Below are 23,175 nucleotides of genomic sequence, written 5' to 3'. Positions count from 1 at the left end.
TCAATGCAACCTACTGGCACTCTACCCCCGCGAGTGCTAACTCTCAACACGTCTCAGCGGCCACGACGGGCACCGCCACATCCAGTGTGGTGTCCGTGCCCACGCCGAGTCCGGACGGGCGCGCCCCCTCGTGGATCAGCTGCGCGGCCAGCGCCGCGATCATCACCCCGTTGTCGGTGCACAGGCTCAGCCGGGGCACGCGCAGCTCGATGCCGGCGGCGGCGCACCGCTGCCCCGCCAGCTCGCGCAGCCGGCGGTTGGCGGCCACTCCCCCGCCCAGCAGCAGCACGCGGGCGCCGGTGTCCTCGCAGGCCATGACCGCTTTTTTGGTCAGGATGTCGCACACGGCCTCCTGGAACGACGCGCACACGTCCTCCACCGAGATCACCCTGCCCTCGCGCTCGGCCGCCTCGACGTACCGCGCCACGGCCGTCTTGAGCCCCGAGAAGGAAAAGTCGTAGCGGTGCTCGCCGCGGTAATCCTCCGCCTTGTTCAGCCCGCGCGGGAAGTCGATCACGGCCTCGCCCCGGGCAGCGAGCTTATCGACGACCGGACCACCCGGGTATCCCAGCCCGAGCAGACGCGAGACCTTGTCGTAGGCCTCGCCGGCGGCGTCGTCAAGCGTGCTGCCCAGCTCCTTCATGGGCTTTCCCACCGCGTCGACTTCGAGCAACTGGGTGTGCCCGCCGGAAACCAGCAGCGCCACCGAGTGCGGCAGGTCCTCGGCGCCATCCAGGTTGGCCACCGCGACGTGCCCGCCGAGGTGGTTGACGCCGTAGAAGTCAACGCCCCACGCCGCCGCGTACGCCTTCGCCGCCGACGCCCCGACCAGCAGCGCCCCGGCAAGGCCCGGACCGACCGTGGCCGCGACCGCGTCCGGCCGGTCGATGCCGGCCTCGCGCAGCGCCGCGTCCATCACCTGCGGCATGGCCTCCAGGTGCGCGCGCGAGGCGATCTCTGGCACGACGCCGCCGAAGCGGGCGTGCTCCTGCATGGATGACGCCACCTGGTTGGCCAGGATCTCCATCGACCCGTCGTCGTGCAATGTGACAACGCCCACGGCGGTTTCGTCGCAGGAGGACTCGATTCCGAGGACGGTCATGCTCATGTGCCCGGATCCCTTTCGTCTCTGGGGTGCCGCATCATCGAATACGCGTCCGCACCCGAAGGCTGGTAGTAGGCCTTGCGCGTGGCCAGCACGGTGAAGCCGTAGCTCTCGTACAACCCGATCGCCGGCGCGTTGTCCGTGCGCACCTCGAGGAACATCGGCCCGTTCATCAGGTCGGCGGTGTGCACCAGCTGGTGCATGAGCAGCCGCCCGATGCCCCTGCCTTGGTGCTCGCGCGCCACCCCGATGGTGTGCACCTCGAACTCCGGGTCGTCGCGGGGCCCCAGCATCGCCAGGCCGGCGTAGCCCATCAGCTCCTCGCCGTCATCCTCACCATCCTCGAACGCGCCGACATAGAACGTGTAGGGCTGTGCGAACTCGGCGACGAACACGTCGCGCGACCACGGGTTGTCGCCGGCGAAGAGGTCGCGTTCGATCTCGGCGACGCGGGTGGCGTCGGCAAGCGTGAGCTCGCGTAACCTCATGGCGTGCCTCCCGTCTCGACCGAGAAATCCGCGGGGATGGCGGCGGAACGCGGCGCGGGAGCCGGCTCCTTCGCGTCCGGCCGGCGCAGGTAGAGCGGCATCAACGGGACGGGCGGGGCACCCAGGTCGGCCGAGGCCACGAGCCCCAACGGGGTGGGCGCGGCGTAGGTGATCTCCGCTTCGCTTGCGGGAAGCTGATCCGACAGCGAGGGGGGCACGCTGATCGCGTCCGCCCCGGAGACGTCGACGTCGGCAGGCGCGGTGACCGACGGCCCGGCGACGCGCTCACCGTCGGAGTAGGCGGCCCAGTACACCTCGCGGCGCCGAGCGTCGGTGACGGCGAGTGCGGAGCGCGCACCCATCTGCCACGCGATCGCGTCGTGGGTGACCACCCCGTGCACCGGGATGCCCAGTGCCTGGCCGAACGCCGAGGCGGTGGCCATGCCGACGCGCAACCCCGTGAACGGGCCCGGGCCGCACCCGACGACGATCGCGCCGAGGTCGGCGAAGGTGACCCCCGCGGCGTCGAGAAGCTTGGTCACCTCGGGCACGAGTTTTTCGTTGTGCGCCCGGGTTGCCGTGACCGACTCCGCGAGCACGCGCGGCCCGTCCGTGTCCACCAGACCGGCGACCAGGTCGGACGTGGCGGTGTCGAGAGCCAGAACAATCACGCGGGCGACCTTAGGAGTTGATCCCCATGACCCAGGTGCCCTCGTCGATGTAGAACGGGATCGGGGTGTCGATGGGGAACGACTCGGACTGCGGGACAGTGCAGATGTTGACGGTGCTCAGGTTGACGCGGTCGAGGGTCACCTCGCCGGGCTGCGCGGCCGGAAGCAGAACCATGTACCCGTACTTGCCGCTCAGATCCACCTGGGAGCCGTCGAGGCCGAACGCCTGCATCTTGGCCTGCGTGAGCTCCACCGGGTCCGTGGGGCACATCGTGGTGTACCCGACGTAGGAATCGTCGTAGACGTTGGCGGGGGTGATCAGCTCAGCGACCACGGCGTCGCCGTTGGCGGCCTCGGTGTACTGCAGGCTCTGGCTCAGCGAGTTGGTGTGGCTCGCCTGGGCTCCACCCCGGCTCATGGGCAGGAAGATGATGGCGATGAGGACGATGATCCACAGAGCGAGGGCGAGGGCGATCCAGCGGCGGTGCGCATTGTTCAGCTTCAGCATGGCTTAAAGCCTACATCCCGGCCTCGACGGGCGATTTGATCTCCCAGGAGATGATCCGCCCCTCGGAGTCGGGGTCCGCGCGCACCAGCGTCTCGCGGTCGATGGTCACGAGCAGGAAGCGGCTGGCAATCTGCTCGACCAGCCCGCCGCCCCACTCCGCCACAACGACGGCGCTGGCCAGCTCCGTGTCCAGGTCGAGCGCGTCGAGCTCCCCGAGGGGGTCGCCGGAGGATCCCTCACCGATCAGCCGGTAGGCGTCGACGTGAACCAGGGCCGGCCCGCCGGCGGGGGACCTGTGCTCGCGCGCGATGACGAACGTCGGGCTGGTCACCCGCCCCGACACTCCCATGCCGGCCGCGATGCCTTGGGTGAACGTGGTCTTGCCCGCGCCCAGCGGGCCGTCGAGGATGACGACGTCGCCGGCCTCTAGCGCCGCACCCAGCTCCCTCCCGAGCTGCGCCGTCTCCGCCGCCGAGTCGCACTGGCGGGTTCCCCGGGCGGGAAAGTCCGGTGTCATGCGTCTCCTCCTCCGACGTAGCTGCGCACCGTGCGGCCCCGCGGCGCGCAGATGATCTCGTAGTTGATGGTGCCCACCTTGTCCGCCAGCTCCGTCGCGCTGACTCCCCCGGCACCGAAAATGACGGCCTCGTCCCCCACCGCCACCCCAGAGGCGGCGTCGGGCTCCGACTCGCCGAGCCAGACGATGAACTGGTCCATGCACACCCGGCCCACCTGCGGGTACCGCACGCCGCCGATGGTGACCTCGAACGTGCCCTGCCAGGCGCGCGAGACGCCGTCGGCGTAGCCCGCCGCCACGACCGCGAACCAGCCGTTTGCGGGCGCGCTCCAGGTCAGCCCGTAGCTCACGGCCTCGCCGGCGGACAACGGCTTGACCGCCACCACGCGGGCCACCCAGGTCAGCGCGGGGCGCAGGTCGTTGTCGGACCCCGCGATCGGTTCGAGGCCGTAGAGGCCCAGGCCCGCGCGCACCTGGTCGAACTTCAGCTCCGGCCGGGTCAAGAGTGCGGGCGTGTTGGCCAGATGGTTGACGTCCGCGCGCAGGCCGTGGGCGCGAGCGAGGCGCACCGCGCGCTCGAACGCGGCCGCCTGCAGGTCCGTGTACGGGTTACCAACCTCGTCCGCCACGGCGAGGTGGCTCATCACGCCCACCACATTCAGGCCCGCCCGCGCGGCCAGCGCGAAGGCCTCCTCCCAGTCGGATTCCACGAGCCCGGACCGGTGCATGCCGGTGTCCACCTTGATGTGTAGGGGTGCGGTGACGTGGGCGTCGATAAGCCAGCGGAGGTGCTCGAGGGTGGGCACGCCGAGCTCGACGCCGGCGGGGATGTCCTGGCCCGGCACCCACAGCCAGGCGAGAACCGGCTTCGAGGTCAGCTCGCGCACGAGCGCGGCCTCGCCGAGCGTGGCGACGCCGAACGCGTCCGCACCGCCGCGCTCCATCGCCGGCACGACGCGGCGCACCCCGTGGTTGTAGGCGTCGGCCTTGACCACGCACATCAGCCGCGCCTCGCCCGCGAGGCGCTTGAGCACGCCGGTGTTGTGCGTGATGGCGTCGACGTCGACCCGCGCGGTGAGCAAATCCATGGGCACCATTGTGCACCATGGGCGCGCGCGAACTTAGAAGAGGTGAACGGCGCCCAGCACGACCAGCAGCACCGCGACCGCCCACGTCGCCGCCAGCGTGACAACGTCCGGGTGGACGCGGGCCCAGGAAAACGCGCGCCCCGCCGCGCTGTCCGGGTGCCGGCGCAACCACCCGATCAACAGTGCGCAGGCGGTGGGCAGGCTCAGAGCCACGGTGGCGTAGAGCGCCAGCGCGCTGTAGCGCACCGCGGGGTCGATCCCCGACGCCGACAGCAGCGCGAGGCCGCCGTAGAAGGGCACGGAGGTGGCCGACTGGACGACGCCCAGCACGAATCCGGTGACCACGGTCATCGGGCCGGGCGTGCGCACGGGGCCCATCACACGCTCCACAAGCGCGGAGTTGTCCCCGCCGCGCAGAGCGAGCAGTCCCGTGACCACGCCGGTGGCGATAAGCACGATGCCGAACACCGGGCCCTCGACGAACCGCTGGACCACGGGGCCAAGCCCGTCGAAGACCACGAGCATCACCAGCGCGAGGCTCAACACCCCCAGCCAATCCCCCGCGATGAGCAGCGAGGTGATCCTCGCGTACTGGCTCCCGCTCGATCGGCTTGCTACCGGCGCCACGATGCCCACCGCGACGATCACCCCGATGAGCAGCAGGTTGATGGAGTCGACAAAGGCGAGGGAGAGTGCGCCGAGCATCCGCTATAAGTGTCCGCGGCTACTCGACGGTGACGGACTTGGCCAGGTTGCGAGGCTTGTCGATGTCCTCGTTGCCGTTTTCCCGGGCGATGTCCGCGGCGAGGAACTGCAGCGGGACGGTTGCCAGCAGGGGCTGCATGATCGTCGGGGTCTGCGGGATGCGCACGAGCCAGTTCGCGTACGGCTCCACCGCGGTGTCGCCCTCCTCCGCGATGACGAAGGTCTTTGCGCCGCGGGCGCGGATCTCCTGGATGTTGGACACGATCTTGGAGTGCAGCTGGCTCACGCCGCGGGGGCTGGGGACGATGACGACGACGGGCAGGTCCTCCTCGATCAGCGCGATCGGGCCGTGCTTGAGCTCGCCGGCAGGGAAGCCCTCCGCGTGGATGTAGGCGAGCTCCTTGAGCTTGAGCGCGCCCTCGAGCGCGATGGGGTAGCCCACCCCGCGGCCGAGGAAAAGCATGGTCTTGACGGCCCCGAGGGTCTCCGAGATCTCCTTGACCTGGTCGCGCGATTTCAGCGCCTCCTCGATCTTGCCTGGGATGGCTTCGAGCTCGGCCCAGATCTCGGCGATCTCGTCCGGGTACTTCGTGCCCTTCGCCTGCGCCAGGGCGAGGCCGACAATGTAGTTCGCGGCCACCTGGGCCAAGAACGCCTTCGTCGACGCCACCCCGATCTCGGGCCCGGCGTGCGTGTAGAGCACGGCGTCGGACTCACGCGGGATCTGCGAGCCGTTGGTGTTGCACACAGCCAGCACCTTCGCGCCCTGGGTTTTGGCGTGGCGCACGGCCTCCAACGTGTCGGCGGTCTCGCCGGACTGGGAGATCGCCAGCACGAGCGTGCGCTCGTCGAGCACCGGGTCGCGGTAGCGGAACTCGCTGGCCACCTCGATCTGCACCGGGATGCGCACCCAGTGCTCGATGGCGTACTTGGCCGCGAGGCCCGAGTGGTAGGCGGAGCCGCAGGCGACGACGAAGACCTGGTCGAAGGACTTCAGCTCGGTGGCGGTGAGGTTGTTCTCGTCGAGCGTGACCCGCCCCTCGGCCCAGTGACCGGCCAGGGTGTCGCGCACCGCCGCGGGCTGCTCGAAGATCTCCTTCATCATGAAGGAGTCGTACCCGCCCTTCTCGGCGGCCTCGAGGTCCCAGTCGATGCTAAAGGGGGTGCCCTCGGCCTTCGATCCGTCGAAGTTGAGGATCTCGTAGGAATCCGCGGTGATGATTACCACCGAGTCCTGCCCCAGCTCAACAGCCTGCTTGGTGTGTTCGATGAAGGCCGCGACGTCGGAGCCCAAAAACATCTCGCCCTCGCCCACGCCCACCATCAGCGGGGTGGAGCGGCGGGCCGCGATGATCTGGCCGGGGTGGTCCGCGTGGACGAATAGCAGCGTGAATGCGCCTTCGAGGCGGTTGAGGACACGCAGTGCGCTGGCGCGGAAGTCGCCGGCCGTCGGCCCGTCGTTGTAGGCCTGGGCGAGGAGGTGGGCTGCGGTTTCGGAGTCGGTCTCCGAGGTCAGCTCGATCCCGTCGCGCTCCAGCTCCTCGCGCAGCGCGGCGAAGTTCTCGATGATGCCGTTGTGGACGATGGCCACCTTGCCGTCGTAGGAGATGTGCGGGTGCGCGTTCTCATCCGTCGGCCGGCCGTGGGTGGCCCAGCGGGTGTGGCCGATAACCGTGGTTCCCGCCAGCGTGTCGGGGCCGATCTCGTCGATCTTGTCCTCGAGGTTGGCGAGCTTGCCTGCGCGTTTCGCGCTGGAGATGCCACCGTCGCCCACGACGGCAACACCCGCGGAGTCGTACCCGCGGTACTCCATCCGGCGGAGCGCCTCAACGGCGATTGGCAGGGCCTGCTTCTGGCCGACATAACCCACGATTCCACACATGCGCACAACCCTAATACACGGCACTCATTCGTCGCTCATTGTGCTTATCGACGCCTCCCGCCCGCGCCCACCTCCACTCGCCCGCGCTCGATCCGCGCCCCGCGCGTACTAGATAACGTATTCTGTACAACGTGTCTGCGAATCTGAAGAAGCTGTCGGATCTTTCCAAGCGGGGCCCGCACCGAGTGATGGAGGGCGACCTCGGTTACACGGGCTTGCCGGGAAAGGTGTACACCCCCGCCGAAGGTAACGGGCTGCCGGCCATCGCCTTCGGCCACGACTGGATGAAGGGCGTGAGCGATTACCACGCCACCCTGCGCCACCTCGCCAGCTGGGGATTGGTCGTCGCAGCTCCGGACACCGAGTCTGGTTTCAACCCCGACCACGCCGGCTTCGCCGCAGACCTGGATACGGCGATGCAGATTCTCGCCGGCGTGCGGCTGGGCAATGGAAACGTCACCGTGGCCCCCGGCAAGATCGGAGTGGCGGGCCACGGTATGGGCGGCGGCGCGGCGGCCCTGGCCGCGGTGAACAACCCGAAGGTTAAGGCGGTCGCCGCCGTGTACCCAGCCAACACCGCCCCGTCCGCCACACAGGCGGCGCGCAACCTGCTGCTTCCGAGCATGGTCATCGGCGCAGACGACGATTCCGATTCGCTTTTCGATCCTGGCAACCCCGCCAAGCTCGCCTACAACTGGGCCGGAGACGTCGTCTACCGCATCCCCGCCAAGGGAAGCCAGGCAAGTTTCAGCGAGGACTCCTTTGTCAAGCGGATCATGGGCTTGGCGCAGCCGAACAGCAGTGTGCAGGCGACCGTGCGCGGTCTCCTCGTCGGTTACTTCCTCCACCAGCTCGACGGGCAGAAGAAGTACTCGGACTTCAGCGAGCCGGACGCGTCGGGCCCGAAGGTGAAGTCGCTGACCGGCGACGCCCTCGCGCAGCGGGCAGGACTGACCCGCGACGACTCCAGCTTCTCGTTCTTCTAGCCGCGCCGGCTCGAACGACTACCTGTCGGCCTCGTCCTGCCCGTCACGGCGCAGCACCCCCTGCACCCGGCCGCTGCGCCGCACGGGCCTGTAGGTGCCGCGCGGCGGGTTCGGCGGAGTTTGGCGCAGGTTGAGCTCGCGCACCATCGCCTGCTGCCGACCCGCCTGCTCCATCTTCCGGTGCGCCTCCGCTATGGCCGCCTCGAAGTCGAGCATCCGTTTAGCGGTGCGTCGCTTGTACTGCTCAGCGAACTCGATGAAATCCATTACCACTCACCTGTCTTTCTCATTTTCGGGGTGTCACCGCTGGGTGGCGGTTCCGGTGCGGGCGGCGGTTCCGGTGCGGGTGCAGGTTCCGGTTCGGGCGGCGCAGCCTGTGGCTCAAGACCCAACGCGCGCAGTTTCTCCGCGGGCGCGGGTGGCTCCTCCACCGCGGCCAAGTCCGGCGGCGGCGGTTTCGGGGTTTCCTCAGTGACCGGAGGCTCGGGTGCAGGAGGCTCAGGTGCAGGAGGCTCCGGTGCAGGAGGCTCCGGTGCAGGAGGCTCAGGCGCCGGAGGTGGCGTCTCCTCGTGCACACTGCAGTCCTCGCCGGGGCATTCCGCGGACTGGGAGATGCATTCGGCGAGGTAGTCGAGGCATTCCAGCGTGATGCTTACCCCGATCTGGGCGAGCACCCCGATGTGGCACACCGAGAAGTCTTGCTTCGGCGGCGCGAACTGGGCGGCGTCGTCGCACGTCGGTGCACACGCTGATGAAGCTTGCCAGGTGGCATCTGAATCGATGTGGAAGTTGAACGCAATGTTCGTGGGAGACTCCGTGACGGCGGAAGCCGCGTGCGTGGGCATGCGGTCGAGCGGCGGGGCCGGAACCAACCGTTCGATGCATTTTTCCGCGGGCGGCTCACTCGGTGCAGGCGGCGCACACTGTGCCGGCTGTGTGGGCTGCGCATGCTGCGCGGCCGGCGTGGGTTTTTCATCGCACTCGTCCTCACTGCTCGCCGCGACCGCTCCGCCCTGCGCGGGTGGGGCGGGTGCGTCGCCCGGCTGTTGTGGCGCGGGCGCATCCGAACACGGAGTTTCGGAGGCGGGTGGGCACGTCCACTCGCACGGTGGGGCAGGCTGGTGCTCCTGCATGGCGCGGCCGGACTCCGCCACCGCGTTCAGGCACGCCTCGAGCTGCTGATTGCGGTCCTCAACGATGCCGTAAACCTGCTCGAAACCGTTGGCGACGAGCGGCATGATGAGCGCTGCGGCTCGCCCGGCCGGGTGGAGTCGTACGATTCCGAGAAGCATGGAGATTGTCTCCATCAAACCTCCGATGGCGGTGTTTGCTGTGGCGTCGATCTCTTCGATGGACCTGCACGCCGCCTCCACCTCCTCGTGAAGTTTCAGCGCGTTGTCCCGTTGCCGAGTTTCTGCCGATTCGCGCTGCTCTTCGTCGTCGGACACGCCGATGCTCTGAAACCACCGGAACGCCCCGTCTGATCCGATCTTGCTCGCGATGTCAACCAAGAATTTGTAGATGAATCCACCGATGCCGCCGCGCGAGCGCCCCCCGGACCCCAAGAGCTTGCCGGCTCCCGTGGTCACTGCCGTCATGTTCATGCCGTCCGTCCGGCTGTACGCGGCGTTGATGTCTTTGGCGAGCGACATGATGCGCTGGAGCGTCGCCGGGTCCGACCCGGGCACCGCCGCGGCCTGCGCGGCAAGGGAATCGACGTTAGCGGTTACGACTGCCACATCGACCCCACATCCGTGGCGTTGACGCCGTCTGTGTCCTCGACGGAGTCCATCAACCTCATCACTTGGCGCCACCCCTCGACGCGGTTCTCCAGGAACTTCACGTTGAGGCTCTGCATTCCGTCCAAGGCCTCTGCCAGCGCTCGGCCCGAGTCTGCGAAGCCCACACCGACAGCATCCGCCGGAAAGACCGGCGGTGCGGATCTGAGCTCTGAAATGACTTCTTCGTATTGCTTTATGGCGGCCGCCAGTTCTTCCCTCACGGCAGCCGGATCAACCTGCAGCGGATGTCCCACGGGTGTCCCCCATTCCCCCGCGCGGCCCTTGGCAGGGCGCGCCTGATCAACAGTTGCACCCTATTTAGACTCCGAAAAGCCGCGCCCGGTTCCCTCGCGCAGCAATTCTTTTCACAGCGCCTCTATAGACCCGCCGCCGACGGCGTCAGACAGCTGAGACCACAGCCGCCAGCCTGCCCGCGATGCGGCGGGCGTGCTCCTCCTCCGAGGCCTCCACCATGACGCGGAAGATTTCCTCCGTCCCCGACGGACGCAGCAGGACGCGGCCCGCCTCCCCGAGCTCCGCCTCAGCCTCCTCCACGGCTGTTTTCACCGCGGGGTCGTCGGCGACACGGGATTTGTCGGCCACGGGCACGTTGATGAGGACCTGAGGCAGGGCTGTCATCACGCTCGCCAGCTCCTCCAAGGTCTTGCCCGTCTCCGCCATGCGAGCCATGAGAAGGAGGCCGGACAACGTGCCGTCGCCAGTCGTGGCGTGCGCGGGGACGACGATGTGGCCCGACTGTTCGCCTCCGAGGGAGTACCCGCCGCGGCCGAGCTCCTCGAGAACGTAGCGGTCCCCCACCTTCGTCTCTTTCATGGTGATGCCTTCGCGCTGCATCGCCAGTTTCAGCCCGAGGTTGCTCATGACCGTGGCTACCAGGGTGTTCTCCTGCAGGATGTTCTTGTCACGCATCGTCGTGGCCAGAATCGCCATGATCTGGTCGCCGTCGACGATGTTGCCCTTCGCGTCGACGGCGAGGCAGCGGTCCGCGTCGCCGTCGTGCGCCAACCCGAGGTCCGCGCCGTGGCTGACAACCGCCTGCTGAATCTGCTCCATGTGGGTGGATCCGGAGCCGTCGTTGATGTTGAAGGCATCGGGCGCGTTGAAGATGGCGGTGACGTCAGCACCGGCTGCGGCGTACGCCTTCGGGGCGACCTCGAACGCGGCGCCGTTGGCGCAGTCCACCACGACCTTGATACCGGAAAGGTCCGTCGACACCGCTCGTTTGAGGTGGGCGAGGTAGCGCTCCTGCGCGTCGGGGGCTTCCTCGATGACGCGCCCGATTCCGGTGCCGGTGGGCCCGGTGTCGTCGAGACGCGCCATGGCCTCCTCAATGCGGTCCTCCACCTCGTCCGGCAGCTTGCGCCCGCCCGCGGAGAAGAACTTGATGCCGTTGTCCGGCATGGGGTTGTGCGACGCCGAGATCATCACGCCTATATCTGCCCCGTAATCGTCGGTGAGGAAAGCGAGCCCGGGCGTCGGGATGACCCCAACGCGCAACACATTGACGCCTTTCGACGCCATCCCGGCCGCCATCGCGGCGGCGAGCATTTCACCCGAGACGCGCGGGTCGCGTCCGATGATGGCGGTGGGGCGACGCTTGCCGGAGCTGCGGTGCTCCGTCAGCACGAGCGCCGCAGCGGCACCCAGCCGCAGGGCTAGTGACGCCGTCAGCACCTCGTTGGCTAGGCCGCGGACACCGTCAGTTCCAAACAGTCGAGTCATTTATCCAATTATGCACGACTGGTTACGTTTGTCTCGCCAGCCCGCCGGAAACGCCGAAAGCCGCCCCAACCATACGGTCGGAGCGGCTGTGTGCCTGTCGCGGCGTGATTAACGCTTGGAGTACTGCGGCGCGCGGCGGGCCTTGTGCAGGCCGGCCTTCTTGCGCTCGACGGCGCGGGCGTCGCGGGTGAGCAGGCCGGCCTTCTTCAGGGTCGGGCGCTCAGCCGGGTTGTACACGTTGAGTGCGCGGGCGATAGCCAGGCGCAGTGCGCCGGACTGGCCGGTCGGGCCGCCACCGGTGATGGTGGCCTTGATGTTGAACTGGCCTTCGCGCTCAAGCAGGGTCAGCGGCTGCAGGATGTCCTGCTGGTGCAGCTTGTTCGGGAAGTAGTTCTCGAACTCGCGGCCGTTGACGGTGATGGTGCCGTCACCCTCGGTCACGGTGACGCGGGCGATGGCGCGCTTGCGGCGGCCGACGGTCTGGATCGGGCCCTCGTGCAGGGAGACCGGAGCTGCCGTCTCCTCAGCATCGGTTTCGACCTCGGGGGCGATGGCGTCGCCGATGGTGTAGTTGAATCCTTCGGTCGCTGCGGCGGCGAGGTCGACGTCGACCTCTGCGTCGAAGGTCTCTTCGGTGTAGTTGTTCGGCTCGGTCATTACTGTGCCACCTGCTTAAACTCGAAGGTTTCCGGCTTCTGAGCTGCGTAGGGGTGCTCGGAGCCGACGAAGACGTGAAGCTTCTTGATGGACTGGCGGGAGAGGCGGTTATGCGGCATCATGCCGCGGATCGCCTCTTCGATAACGCGATCCGGGCGCTCATCCAGAGCGCGACCCAGGGTCATGGACTTCAGACCACCCGGGTAACCGGAGTGGCGGTAGCGCATTTCGCGCTCGCGCTTGTTGGAGGAGATGTGGATCTTGTCGGCGTTGATCACGATAACGTGGTCACCGGTGTCAACGTTCGGCGCGAACTGGGGCTTGTGCTTGCCGCGCAGGATATCTGCTGCGGTGGAAGCGAGCTTGCCCAGCACCACGTCGGTTGCGTCGATGACGTACCACTTGCGGGTAATGTCACCGCTCTTCGGGTGGTAAGTAGACATGCATGACTCCTTAAAGTCTGTCTAGATGGCTGCCGGCCAGAAAATTGTCAGTGCGCCCTCACACACCCAGACGGCGGCCGGTGGAGACCCGACGGGCGGTGCGCGCCTCGCGGCGCGTGAACACACAGGTGGATTAGCCTACGGCACGACGCGCGGAACACCAAAACGCGGCAACGCGCCCCCACGGTCTGGCCAAGGCGCGTGGCCGGCGTGCCGTGAGGGCGCGATGAGCCCCCGAGAGTTCCCCGATTTCCCCGATATGTCCCGATAGGTATGGCGCGGCGAGCTTACCCGCCGCCGATTGGTCTAGCCCCAGCTCTGGGCGGCGGCGTCGTTGACTTGGCGCATGCGGTCGTTGCCCCCGTCGACGGCCTGGGCGACGTTGTTGAGGATCACGTTGAGGTCCTCAGCCGCCGCGTCCCACTTGCGCTGGTGCTCGTTGTAGGCCTCGGCGGCGTCACCGGTCCATGTCGCCACCATCGGCGCGAGCCCGCTCTTGAGCTCGTCGAGCATGCGGTTGATCTGGGCGGCGGATCCGCGCAGGTCCTCAGCCGCTCCAGCGAGCTGGCCGAATTCGTACTTGATGGTCATGCTGATCGTCTCCTTGAAAGTTCCTCGTTAGAGCGCCAGGCCCGCGCTGGCGCTGATCTTCTGCAGGTCGTCCATGTTGGACGCTTCGATGTGCTCGTAGTTCTTCGCGTTCTCGCGCAGGTTGTCAGCGATGGCGCGCAGCGCTTCGACAAGACGGCGCTGGGCGTCGTCGTAGTTGCGCATGACCCCGTCGAAGCTGGTCTGGGCTTCACCAGCCCAAAAGGCGCGGGTGCCCTCGACGACGCCCTGGATGCGTTCGATCTCCCTGTTCACTGCGTCGTTGGTGTCGTCGACGTTGGTGGCTGCGGTGCGCATGACATCGGCTTCAGTAGTCAGCTGAGTCATAGGTGTTCCCCCCTATAGGTGTCAGTGGTGTGTGGTTGCCGGCAAGGCCGGTTGTGGCCTTACTTCTATTCGACTCCCGCGGCGCCCCTTCGGTTCCCTTCAGTCGGGAATTTTTTTACCCGTCCGCGTGATCGGCGTCGAAGGCGGCGGAATCCATCGCCATCCGGCAGGTCGCGGACTGCACCTGGTTGGGCGCCGTCCGGGTGTGGCAGCCGACGGAAATGTGGTGTCCACCCTCCGCCCACGTGCGCCACAGTGCCTCGGAGCCATCGGCACCGGTTTCCTTGTACGTCAGCGCGCGGCCGTCGTTGTGCACAAGCTCCACCTGTGGGTCGCCATCCATGTCGCGCAGCAGCTGGGCGGTGAGCTCCTCCGGCGGCAACCGGTAGAGAGGATCGACGGCGAGCTGCAGCCGGAAGTCGGGGTCGTCGCCCGTCGCCCTCCACATGTCGCCGTCCGGTTCGACCTCGAACCCGGCGGGCACGCGCACCATGAGCCCCTCCCGTACGATGACGACGCCCGCCGGGGCACTCTCCGGCTCCGCCGGCGCGCTTGTCGGCGCGCTTGTCACCGCCTCGCTTGGCGACGCCGCGCTTGTCGGCGCCTCCGGCAACGCCTCTCCCGCCCCGTCGCCAAGCGCCGCCATCGTCGCCCAGATCGCCGCGGCGATCGCGAGTGCGACGGCGACCACACACGCCCCGACAATCCACGCCCGGTGCAAGCGGGCGGCGCCATCGGCGCTGGGCCGCTCCACCTGGATCGGTTCGTCGTCCCACCAGTCAGCGGGTTCAGCGGGCTCAGCGGGCTCAGCCGCCTCGGCAGGCTCGGCGGGCTCCTTGAGCGCGTGCCTCCCCTCGCCGGAGGGGCCGTCGCCATCCTCACGCGGGCCGCGGGTGAGAACTATGTCGTAATCCGCCAGCGCCTCCGAGACGCGTGCGAAGTCGTCCCCTCCGGCCTCCACGTGCACCTGGGTGCCGTCGGGAAAAGGCCCGATCACGCTGCGGATGTACGCCGCGATGTCCGCCGGGCTCGGATGGTCGTAGCGGCGGACGTTGGCCAGCCCCTCGAATACGGTGGCGTCCGGGGTAATGGTGACGGTGAGGTCTGGGTGCGTCGTCGTCATGAGCTCTCCTCCGTGCGTGGCAGGGCGGCGATCTGAATGTTTCCGGCGTTCTCCCCGCCGCGCACCAGGGTGGCCCGCCCGGGCGGCAGGGGCCCGGGTTTGACGCCGAAGATCGCGCCCTCGTCGCGGTTGCCGTCGAGCACGAGGACGTCCGGGGTGAGGTCTTTGAGGGCGGCCAGCACGCCGCTGTAGAGGGCGCGCGCGGTGCCGCCGAATTTCCGGGCCACGATAATGCGCAACCCGATGTCGTGCGCGTGCGGGAACAACGGCAGGAGCGGGCGCAGCGGGTCGTCTCCCACCAGGTCGAGGTCGTCTACGACAAGAAAGATGTCGGGCCCGTCCCACCACGACCGGGCCGCGAGCTGCTCCGGGGTGACGTTTGGGCCGGGCAGCCGGGCAGAGAGCGTCTCGACGGTCGCTTTCACCGTCTCCTCAATCGAGCCGGCGGACCCGTAGGCCGCCACCATGTCCGAGCCGCCGGCGCCCAGGTGCGTGCGGCGCGGGTCGATGATCACCATGCGCGCGTTTTCGCGTGGCAGCTGGGAAATGCCGGCGATGAGGGTGGCCAGCAAGGTCGATTTGCCGCTGCCGCGGGAGCCGACCGCCACAAGGTGGGAGGAGTCGAGGAAGACGGGGTCGAGCCGCGCACCCCCGACGCCGAAGGGGAGCCGATGCGCCGACGGCCCGGCCAGCAGCGGCTCCGCAGCAACATGGGCGGGCAGGGTTTTGATCCGCGGCACCCTCTCCTGCGCAGCCGTCTGGGAGGCGATGTGCGCGAGGTCCTGCGCGGCGGTGAACGCCACGAGCATGTGGCGCCCGTCCGGCGCGAGGCCACGGCCGGGCTGAGTAGGCACCTTCTGCTGCGCTTTGCGGTCAATGAGTGAATCCGTGGATTCGCTCATGCTCAGCTCAAGGCGCGTGCCGATGAGGTCGCGGACGTTGTTGCGGATGGCGCTCCAGCGCTGCGTCGACACCAGCAAATGCACGCCGGCCGCCGGACCCTCCGAGGCGATTCTGGACAGCGGGTCGCGCAGGTCCTCCAGTTTCGAGTCGTTCGCCACCACGGCATGCCACCCATCGACGACTAAGAACACGTGGCGCCGGCGGGCGTCGTCACGCGCGGGCTCGGGCTCCTCTAAGTGCGCCAGCACGGCGTCGACAATGCGGCGGACCTTCTCCTCCTCGGAGCGGGTGGCGGTGCCCGCCACATGCGGAAACACCTCGACATCCTGCCACTGGCCGGCGCCGGCGTCGATGACGTAGAACGCGACGTCGTCGGTGGTGTGAGTCACGGCCAGCGCCGACACGATGGTGCGCAGTGCCATGGACTTGCCCGTCTGCGGCCCTCCCGCAATGGCGAGGTGCCCGCCCGCGACGGAGAGGTCGACTACGAGGTGCTCCTGACGCTGGTGGTACGGATCGTCCACGACGCCTATGGCAACACTCAGCGGCCCGGGCGACTCGCACACCGCCGAGAGCTCCACTCTCTGCGGCAGCGGAGGAAGCCACACCGTGTGCGCCCTCATCCCGCGGGCCTCGGCGACGTCGCGTGCCTTGGCTACGACGGCGTCGAGAAGTGTTGTCGACTCATCGACGATCACGCCGTCCGCGGCGCTCCCCGCGGGATCCGGTGGCTCCCACCCGGTGAACAGCCCCACGCCCGGCGCGTCCCCAGGTTCCGGCGCCGCACTGCGCCTGGTCAGCGGCCCCGACACGTAGGCGGCCCGGAACCGCGTCAGCTCCGGCGACCCTGCCTTGAGATACCCGCTGCCCGGCTCACCGGGCAGCTCGTAGGCGTCGGGCACCCCCAGGACCTGGCGCGATTCCGCCGCGGAGAACGTTTTTAGGCCGATCCGGTACGACAGGTGGGAGTCAAGCCCGCGCAGCCTGCCCTCCTCGAGGCGCTGCGACGCCAGCAGCAGGTGCACCCCCAGCGAGCGGCCCAGCCTGCCGACGGCCACAAACAGGTCGGCGAAGTGCGGGTGCTGGCCCAGCAACTCGGAGAACTCGTCGACGATGATCACCAACGAGGGCAGGGGATCGAGCTCGGGGCGCCTGGTCCGCCGGGCGTCGGAGTAGTCGGTGACGTTCGCGACATTGCCCGCGCTGCGCAGCACCTCCTGGCGCCGGTTGAGCTCACCCGAGATGGCGTCGTACATGCGCTCGACCAGCACCGCCTCGTCTTCGAGGTTCGTGATCACCGCCGAGGTGTGCGGCAGTCCCTCGCACCCGAGAAACGTCGCGCCCCCCTTGAAGTCCACGAGCACGAGGTTCAACTCCTCCGGCGAATGCGTAGCCGCGAGCGCCGCCACCAGCGTCCGAAGGAGCTCCGACTTGCCGCTGCCGGTGGCGCCGATGCACAGGCCGTGCGGCCCCATTCCGCCGTGCGCCGACTCTTTCAGGTCGAGGTGCACGGGTACCCCCTGGGGCGTCGAGCCGAAGGGGACGACCAACCGCTGGCGGGTGCCGTCGCGACCCCGCCACATAGAGTGCGGGTTGAGGTCGTCGATGTCGGCGAACCCGAGCATGGGAAGCAGCTCCCCCGCGCTGCCCGCGGCGCCCGCCTTCTCCGGGCGCCGGTAATACGCTAGCTGCCGGGCAACCAGCTCCGCCTCCCGCGCGCTGAAGCGGTCCGGGGTCCCCAGCACCTCCTCGCCCTGGAGGGTGCGGGCGACGATGTGCTCGTCGCACACCAGCTGAAAGACCTCCTCGTCCGCGACGTACCCCGCGTCCGGGTGGACCACAATCACGCAGTCGGCGTCCGGATCAAGCAGCGCGGCGTGCGCGTGCGAGGTGTCTGCTAGCACGACGCGGAATTCCGCGCGTTCCGGCGAGCGGGTGTGCGGCAACCATTTCGTCCACTCGAACTGGGGATCCGAATGGAGGTTGACCAGACCCACCATCTCGGGCCCGTGGAAGAAACAGAGCTGGCACACGAGGGCGCGGGCCACCTCGTCGGCACGCGGGCCCGTCAGCGAGATCGCGGGGAAGGCGCCCAGCTGCACCACGATCGGCATGCCGGCGACGGTGTGCACCGCCGCCACCGTGCGGCGCAGGCTCACCGCGCACACGGGGTCGAGGTCTTCCGGGGAGCCAGGGTCCCCGACGTCGATAGGCGTACACAACGACGTCGCGCCAACCCCCAACCGGACCTCCAGCGCCTGCGGGAAGTCCGGCCCCCGCTCCCAGACGCGCGAGGTCGGGGTGGCGTGGACCAGCGCGGCGGGATCCGGGTGGAAGTGCTGCGCGTGGGCGCGCTGGAGTTCCGCGTTGCGGCGCGCGGCGGCGGCCAGCGCGTCGAGGTGCCGCAGGTAGGTGCGCCGGGTCTCATCAATGTCGCCGGTTTTCTCCGGCGGGTTGATCAGCATGAGGGCGCTGAGCACCATCATGAGCGGCAGGATCATCATCACAGGGCTCACCGCCCGGCCGGAGAGCGCGACCACAGCAACCATCGCGCCCAGCGCGGCGACCATCACCACAGGCATGAGGATCTTCAGCAGCGGTTGGAGTTGGTCGCGCTGCGCCTCCGGCACGGGTTCGGCGGCGAGTCGGCCCTGGGGCAGAGACGGAGCGGGATCCGCGGCGTGCGCGGGTTGCGGCGCCAAAACGGCAGTGTGATCTAGGCCGAGCACGGCTGTGTTCCCCCTGAAGTCCCCTCGTGTGTTCCCCGAACGCATCTCGTCGTTCCTATCCGGGCTCACCCCTTGAGCCCGGCCGGCCGACATGTGGACGCGCGGCTCATTGTAGGCAATAATTAGCGGGCATGCGCGTCGACGGGGGTTCGCGCGCAGTCCGGGGGATCTGGGGGGGGGGATAAAGATGGTTGCCACATCGGCGCACCACATCGTGCGTGTCACCGTCCGCATCGACGTCGCATCGTTTCACCGCGACATCGATGTCACGCTGCCCACGTCGTCGTCGTTCGCGGAGGTTTTGCCGGAGCTCGCGCGGCTGGTGGACCTGCCGCCGGTGTCCCGGCCGTGGGAGGTGACCACGGCCGCGGGCGCCGTGCTGGATCCCGCCCGCCCGCTCTACCAGCAGCGGCTTCGTGACGGCCAAGTGGTGGTCCTGCGCCCCCGCGAGCCGGTGCCGCCGCCGGTGGTGCGCGACGCCGCCGAATCGCTCGCGGCCACGGCCGAGGAGGGTGGGCGCGCCCGCGGGCTCGACCTCGCCGCCGCCTGCGCGGGTGCAGCCATGCTGCTTCTCCTCGTCGCGTCCCAGGCCGGGGTCGCGGCGGGCGCGGCGAGCGCCTCGGCCGCCTTTTTCGTCGTCGCCGCCGCGGCGCGCTCACAGATCTCACGGGCTCTCTACGCCCTCGGCTCCGGCGCCGCCGCTGTCGCCGCCGGGATATGGGTCGCAGGTCCGCGCGACGCGTGGGCCGGCGCGGCGGATCCCGCCTGGGGAGCCGCCGCCGCGTCCGCCGCGCTGGTCACCGCCGCCGTCGCCGGGTTAGCGCTCTCGCTTGCCGACGCCCGCGTGGCCGCCTTCCTGGGCACCGTAGCCGCCCTCGCCGCGGCGGGAAGCGCGGCGGCGTTCCTGCCCGCCCCCACGGCTGCGTCCGCGGCCGTCGTCCTGGCGGGGATCGTGGCCGTCATGCTCACCCCCGGGATCGCCACCAGGGCGTCCGGCATCGCCATCCCGCGCGTGCCCACCGCCGGGGAGAGTTTCGCCGTGGCGGATGAGTACCAGGCCGACGTTGACGACAGGGCGCGCGTGGCCCGCACCGTCGCGTCCGGAATCTCGGCCGCGGTGTGCCTGTGCTGCCTCCCCGCTCTGGTATGGCTGGGGTTCCTCGGCGGCGGGTGGGTGTACGCCTTCACCCTGTGCGTCGCCGGGGCCCTGGTGCTGCACGCCTTCCGGCATCACGGGGCGGGCCCGCGCGTGGCGTTGGCGCTATGCGCGTTCGGCGCGGTTGCCGCATCCTGCGTTGCGGTGGCGCTCAGTGAAGATCCGCATCCGGTGTGGGTGGGTGCCGCGTTCTTTCTCGCCATGGCGACCCTGTCGGCGCCGTTGTGGGCCTTCCGGGTCCCCGACTTAGAGCCCACCACCCTCGTGTGGCTGGAGCGCGCGGAGATGGCCGCGATCATCGCGGTGTTCCCACTCGGCATCCACCTTCTGGGAGTGTTCGACATGATCCGGGGGCTCTAGCCCGTGCCCCGCCGTTTCCTTCTCGCCTCCGCGGCCGCCGCGTGCGTCCTCGCACAGGCAGCCGCGCCCGCGACGGCGCAGGACACCGCCTGCGCGGTTCCCGCCCCGGTCGGGTCGCCGCCCCCACCGGGCTGGGCGGGTGAGCTGCGCGGGCTGGCCACGGGAGCCGGCGTGCGCGTCGCCGTCATCGACACCGGAGTCACCCCCTCGCCCGAGCTGGACCAGCTCGTGCCCGGCGCGGACTTCGTCGTCCCGGAGGCGCCCCAACCGCTCCGGGATTGCGACGCCCACGGCACCGTCGTAGCCGGCATCATCGCCGCCAACACGGTGGGGATCGCGCCGAAGGCGGAGGTCATCTCGATCCGGCAGACGTCCGCGCACTACCGCAGCCGGGAAGCGGACAACCCCGCGGGCGACGAGCCGAGCTCGGGCAACCTGCGCACGCTTGCCGACGCCATCCACAACGCCCTCGACCTCGGCGCCCACGTGATCAACATGTCCGTCGTCTCGTGCGTCGACCCGCGCGTCGCCCCCAGGGTGGACACCTCCGGGCTGGACGTGGCGCTCAACCGCGCGGAGGAGCAGGGGGCCGTCGTTGTCGCGGCGGCGGGAAACCTCACCGGCGAGTGCCGGCAGGGCTCCCGCGTCTTCCCTGCGCATTCCCCCACCGTGCTGACGGTGGGCTCGCGCTCGGATGACTATTCGCTGGCCGACTATTCTGTCGCGATCCCCGACGGCGCGGTCGCCCTGTCCGCGCGCGGGCACGCGCCGGTCGCGCCGTCGCCGGACGGAAACGGGTGGGCGGAGGGCACCTACGACCAGCAGGGCGAGGTTATTCCTTTCGAGGGCACGAGCTTCGCCGCGCCCGTCATCACCGGTTCCGTCGCCCTGCTCAAGCAGCGCCGCCCCGAGCTGACCCCCGCCCAGGTGCGCGAGATTGTCGCGGCCGCGGCGGAGCCCAACGGCGGGGCGATCGATCCTGTCGACGTGGCCAGTCAGCTCGCCCCGGAGGTGCGCGAGCCGGCGTCCCCGCTCGTGATCGAGCCTGTCCAGCAGCCCGCCTCGGCGGCCCCGCGCCGCTGGCTCCTTGTCGCCGCGGGACTTGCGGCGGCCACGTTCGCCACGCTTGCCGGTGCCGCTGTACGACGCCCCTCCGGCCAGCGCAAACAGCCGGCCTAATAGGTGGCCGTCATGGCCGCATCGCGGGTCAGCTCGGGGCCTTCCGGGAGCAGCCTGATGATCTCCCACGGCGCGTGCTCGACGTGCTGCGCCCCGATGACGTCGAGCACTTCGCGCTCGCGGACGGGATGGCGCAGGCCGGTCGGCGAGACCACGTGGTAGCCGTGGCCGGTGTCGACGCCGACGGCGCCGTCGACAAGCCCGGCGAAAGCGGTGGCCGCGGCGTTCCCGGAGAGCGCAACCGGGGACTCCGCGCCGCCGCGCAGCGTCGCCCCGACCCGGTCCTCGGTGGCGCACACCGTCGTGTCGGCGGGATTGACCCAGCCGGGCGTCTCTGTGGGCAGGCGGATGTCGAGGGCGGGGTCGGCGTCCGGGATGGCGGCCAGTTCGGCGCTGGCGATGCTGCGCTGCGGCGCGCCCGCCTCGAACAGTATCTCCCGCTGCACCCTGCTCAGCGGCTGCACGCCGGGCTCAGACACTGCCCACGCCTCGGTACCGTTGACTACCACCTCGGGCAGCGGGTCGGGAATGCTCAGCGGCGGTTGTTCCCTGACCACCCCGAGGACGTCCGCGGGTGGGAGCCACCGCGGGGTGTCGGCGTCGATGCCCAGCGCGCGCCGGATGATGCGCCCCTCGGGGCTGTCGGCGGCCGGCAGGAGCGCACGCCCGTCCCCCGTCACCAGCCACTCGTCGCCGCCCTGGAAGGCGAGTAGCGCAGCGTTCCCGTCGAGTTCGACGGCCGGCTGACCCGCAAGGACGACCACCTCGCCCGCGGCGGTGCACGCCGACCACGACGCATCGGTGGCCTCGCGGGGCGCGAATGCCGAGGGCGCCGCGACCACCCCGACGGGCACGCCGAGAGGCAGCTCGCCGAGCTTCGCGTCCCCGATGCGCGCCGGCTGCTCGGGGGCTCCCGCGATCAGCCTCGCTGAGGTGAGGTTGGTTACGGGGTGGACCGTCTCCCCCACCCGCACGTACAGCTCGCCGCTGCCGGCCCGCAGAATGGGCGCGGCCCCCGGGTCGGCGTTGGGGCGTAGCCATGCGAACAGCGCCATGATCGCGGCGACGAGTGCTACCGCGACCGCACCGAAGACCGTCGCGCGCTGGCGCGAGGCGAGCGGGTCGTGGATCATGCGGATGTCGCCGAAGATCAGGCCGTGCTCGACCCTGCGGCGCATGAACCTGTGCCCCGAAACCTGTGTGCGTGTCGTGGGCAGCAGGCGCCGCTGCGGCGGTGAAGGCATGGATTTCCCCCTGATGTGCGCTAACAACGGGCGGTGCACCCCACACCCCCCGATTCCCTTGCAGGCTACCCGAGGCGCTCTTCGGCGTCGAGCTGTTCCTCGCGGCGGCGCAGGTCCGACGCATGCCGGGAATCCATCGCCGTGCCGGCCGCGAACAATCCGACCGCAGCGCCGATGACTCCCCCGCCGAGCATGCTCCAGGCAAAGGCGTTCATGCCGCCGCCGACGTTGTAGCCGATGCCGGCGATCTGCACCATCGCCAGCACCAGCAGGGTACTCAAGAAGGCCACGTTGGGCTGAGCTTTTTGGCGCACGTGGTAATGCTTCAGCCACCCTTCGGCGGCCCCGAGCCCCAGCAGCAGGGGCACAATGATCAGGATGCTCAGCGCCGAGTGAATCCCGGGGATGGCCCAGGCCAAGACGGCGCCCAGGAGGAAGAGTCCACCACCCATTGCGCCGACGAGCACCGTGTTGGACTTGTGCACCATGGATGATTCGTATTCGTCGGTCGCGGCGCGCTCGACCGCGCCGGTGGCGAAGTCACCGAATTTTTGGGTGAGTGACATGGGTTTATCCTTCTTCCTGCTCGTCGCCGAAGACTTCTTCCACCGTCTTGCCCAGGGTGCGGCAGATGTCGAGCGCCAGGTGCACGGACGGCGAGTAGTTGCCCTTTTCAATGTTGGCGATGGTCTGGCGCGACACTCCGGCGGCGTCAGCCAGTTCCGCCTGGCTCATTTCTTTCCAGCGCCGCCACTTGCGCACCATATTTTCGTGGTTGCCGTGGTTGCCGTTCTGCATCGTCCCTACCGGCCGCGGCCCACCTGCACCAGCCCGGCGAGGGCGACGACAATGCCCGCAGTGGCCACGAGGCCGAGAGCCGCGCCGCTCAGCGCTAATGCGGCCGTGAGCATGAGCATGGCTCCCGCGAGGACCACCGACAGGGACGTGTGTGTCGTGCGCGCCACGGATTC

General features: G+C 69.2%; 25 protein-coding genes. 3 read left to right on the top strand and 22 right to left on the bottom strand.

Going from position 1 to position 23,175, the window contains the following annotated elements; genetic code table 11:
• Positions 1-43: 43 nt before the first annotated feature.
• From tsaD to glmS, 8 genes are read right to left on the bottom strand one after another with little or no spacing between them, the layout of a single operon-like run.
• A complete protein-coding gene (gene tsaD / locus BLS40_RS09720) occupies positions 44-1,102 on the bottom strand; it encodes a tRNA (adenosine(37)-N6)-threonylcarbamoyltransferase complex transferase subunit TsaD (RefSeq protein WP_092151664.1) in 1,059 nt (352 codons plus the stop codon).
• A 2-nt stretch (positions 1,103-1,104) separates the two neighbouring features.
• Entirely contained in the window at positions 1,105-1,593 is a 489-nt protein-coding gene (rimI, locus tag BLS40_RS09715) for a ribosomal protein S18-alanine N-acetyltransferase (RefSeq protein ID WP_092151663.1), read from the bottom strand.
• Positions 1,590-2,264 carry a tRNA (adenosine(37)-N6)-threonylcarbamoyltransferase complex dimerization subunit type 1 TsaB gene (gene tsaB, locus BLS40_RS09710; protein WP_092151661.1) on the bottom strand — a complete coding sequence of 225 codons (675 nt, stop codon included), beginning with the start codon at positions 2,262-2,264 and terminating at the stop codon, positions 1,590-1,592. Before tsaB ends, rimI begins: the two co-directional genes overlap by 4 nt.
• 10 nt (positions 2,265-2,274) lie before the next feature.
• Positions 2,275-2,772, bottom strand: coding sequence for a hypothetical protein (locus BLS40_RS09705; RefSeq protein WP_092151659.1), 498 nt, complete (start codon positions 2,770-2,772; stop codon positions 2,275-2,277).
• Positions 2,773-2,782: 10 nt separating this feature from the next.
• Complete coding sequence (gene tsaE, locus BLS40_RS09700; RefSeq protein ID WP_092151657.1) at positions 2,783-3,289, bottom strand: tRNA (adenosine(37)-N6)-threonylcarbamoyltransferase complex ATPase subunit type 1 TsaE; 507 nt, start codon at positions 3,287-3,289, stop codon at positions 2,783-2,785.
• Positions 3,286-4,377, bottom strand: coding sequence for an alanine racemase (alr, locus tag BLS40_RS09695; protein WP_092152262.1), 1,092 nt, complete (start codon positions 4,375-4,377; stop codon positions 3,286-3,288). Before alr ends, tsaE begins: the two co-directional genes overlap by 4 nt.
• Positions 4,378-4,410: 33 nt before the next feature.
• Positions 4,411-5,082, bottom strand: a complete 672-nt coding sequence (locus tag BLS40_RS09690) for a hypothetical protein (RefSeq protein WP_092151655.1) — start codon at positions 5,080-5,082, stop codon at positions 4,411-4,413.
• 19 nt (positions 5,083-5,101) lie between these two features.
• The gene (glmS, locus tag BLS40_RS09685; RefSeq protein ID WP_092152261.1) at positions 5,102-6,964 is read right to left on the bottom strand and encodes a glutamine--fructose-6-phosphate transaminase (isomerizing); all 1,863 of its coding nucleotides are present in this window, start codon (positions 6,962-6,964) and stop codon (positions 5,102-5,104) included.
• Positions 6,965-7,095: 131 nt separating this feature from the next.
• Here glmS and BLS40_RS09680 point away from each other — a divergent pair, with 131 nt between their 5' ends.
• Complete coding sequence (locus BLS40_RS09680; RefSeq protein WP_092151653.1) at positions 7,096-7,950, top strand: poly(ethylene terephthalate) hydrolase family protein; 855 nt, start codon at positions 7,096-7,098, stop codon at positions 7,948-7,950.
• Positions 7,951-7,968: 18 nt separating this feature from the next.
• Here BLS40_RS09680 and BLS40_RS09675 read toward each other — a convergent pair whose 3' ends face one another.
• The 10 genes from BLS40_RS09675 to eccCa all read right to left on the bottom strand — a co-directional run bounded on the left by BLS40_RS09675 (position 7,969) and on the right by eccCa (position 18,265).
• Positions 7,969-8,217, bottom strand: a complete 249-nt coding sequence (locus BLS40_RS09675; protein ID WP_092151651.1) for a hypothetical protein — start codon at positions 8,215-8,217, stop codon at positions 7,969-7,971.
• Positions 8,217-9,689, bottom strand: coding sequence for a hypothetical protein (locus BLS40_RS09670; protein WP_092151649.1), 1,473 nt, complete (start codon positions 9,687-9,689; stop codon positions 8,217-8,219). Before BLS40_RS09670 ends, BLS40_RS09675 begins: the two co-directional genes overlap by 1 nt.
• Complete coding sequence (locus BLS40_RS09665) at positions 9,677-9,856, bottom strand: hypothetical protein (protein ID WP_157672473.1); 180 nt, start codon at positions 9,854-9,856, stop codon at positions 9,677-9,679. The genes BLS40_RS09670 and BLS40_RS09665 overlap by 13 nt, the downstream gene beginning before the upstream one ends.
• A 274-nt stretch (positions 9,857-10,130) precedes the next feature.
• Positions 10,131-11,474: a phosphoglucosamine mutase gene (gene glmM, locus BLS40_RS09660; RefSeq protein ID WP_092151645.1), complete on the bottom strand. Its 1,344-nt coding sequence runs from the start codon at positions 11,472-11,474 to the stop codon at positions 10,131-10,133.
• 108 nt (positions 11,475-11,582) lie between these two features.
• Positions 11,583-12,131: a 30S ribosomal protein S9 gene (gene rpsI / locus BLS40_RS09655; protein ID WP_092151643.1), complete on the bottom strand. Its 549-nt coding sequence runs from the start codon at positions 12,129-12,131 to the stop codon at positions 11,583-11,585.
• Entirely contained in the window at positions 12,131-12,574 is a 444-nt protein-coding gene (gene rplM / locus BLS40_RS09650) for a 50S ribosomal protein L13 (protein WP_092151641.1), read from the bottom strand. The genes rpsI and rplM overlap by 1 nt, the downstream gene beginning before the upstream one ends.
• 306 nt (positions 12,575-12,880) lie before the next feature.
• A complete protein-coding gene (locus BLS40_RS09645) occupies positions 12,881-13,165 on the bottom strand; it encodes a WXG100 family type VII secretion target (RefSeq protein WP_092151639.1) in 285 nt (94 codons plus the stop codon).
• A 27-nt stretch (positions 13,166-13,192) separates the two neighbouring features.
• Positions 13,193-13,510: a WXG100 family type VII secretion target gene (locus BLS40_RS09640; RefSeq protein WP_092151637.1), complete on the bottom strand. Its 318-nt coding sequence runs from the start codon at positions 13,508-13,510 to the stop codon at positions 13,193-13,195.
• A 115-nt stretch (positions 13,511-13,625) separates the two neighbouring features.
• Positions 13,626-14,633, bottom strand: a complete 1,008-nt coding sequence (locus BLS40_RS09635; protein WP_092151635.1) for a type VII secretion-associated protein — start codon at positions 14,631-14,633, stop codon at positions 13,626-13,628.
• A complete protein-coding gene (gene eccCa / locus BLS40_RS09630) occupies positions 14,630-18,265 on the bottom strand; it encodes a type VII secretion protein EccCa (RefSeq protein WP_092151633.1) in 3,636 nt (1,211 codons plus the stop codon). Before eccCa ends, BLS40_RS09635 begins: the two co-directional genes overlap by 4 nt.
• A gap of 187 nt (positions 18,266-18,452) precedes the next feature.
• Between eccCa and eccD the strand changes: the two genes are divergently transcribed.
• Entirely contained in the window at positions 18,453-19,781 is a 1,329-nt protein-coding gene (eccD, locus tag BLS40_RS09625) for a type VII secretion integral membrane protein EccD (RefSeq protein ID WP_092151631.1), read from the top strand.
• 3 nt (positions 19,782-19,784) lie between these two features.
• Entirely contained in the window at positions 19,785-20,960 is a 1,176-nt protein-coding gene (locus BLS40_RS09620; RefSeq protein WP_231908443.1) for a S8 family serine peptidase, read from the top strand.
• Here BLS40_RS09620 and eccB read toward each other — a convergent pair.
• The 4 genes from eccB to BLS40_RS11015 form a co-directional block, all read right to left on the bottom strand.
• Positions 20,957-22,204 carry a type VII secretion protein EccB gene (gene eccB, locus BLS40_RS09615; RefSeq protein WP_092151629.1) on the bottom strand — a complete coding sequence of 416 codons (1,248 nt, stop codon included), beginning with the start codon at positions 22,202-22,204 and terminating at the stop codon, positions 20,957-20,959. The two genes, BLS40_RS09620 and eccB, sit on opposite strands and share 4 nt — an antisense overlap.
• A gap of 65 nt (positions 22,205-22,269) precedes the next feature.
• Positions 22,270-22,770: a hypothetical protein gene (locus BLS40_RS09610; protein ID WP_092151627.1), complete on the bottom strand. Its 501-nt coding sequence runs from the start codon at positions 22,768-22,770 to the stop codon at positions 22,270-22,272.
• Between the two features lie 4 nt (positions 22,771-22,774).
• The gene (locus BLS40_RS09605) at positions 22,775-23,002 is read right to left on the bottom strand and encodes a helix-turn-helix transcriptional regulator (protein ID WP_092151625.1); all 228 of its coding nucleotides are present in this window, start codon (positions 23,000-23,002) and stop codon (positions 22,775-22,777) included.
• Positions 23,003-23,007: 5 nt separating this feature from the next.
• A complete protein-coding gene (locus BLS40_RS11015; protein ID WP_157672472.1) occupies positions 23,008-23,169 on the bottom strand; it encodes a hypothetical protein in 162 nt (53 codons plus the stop codon).
• Between the last annotated feature and the right edge of the window lie 6 nt (positions 23,170-23,175).

Origin of the sequence: Corynebacterium mycetoides (genome assembly GCF_900103625.1) — a bacterium.
Classification (GTDB): Bacteria; Actinomycetota; Actinomycetes; order Mycobacteriales; family Mycobacteriaceae; genus Corynebacterium; species Corynebacterium mycetoides.
Note: the sequence above shows the minus strand (reverse complement) of the source record. Positions and strands in the feature narration are given on the sequence as shown.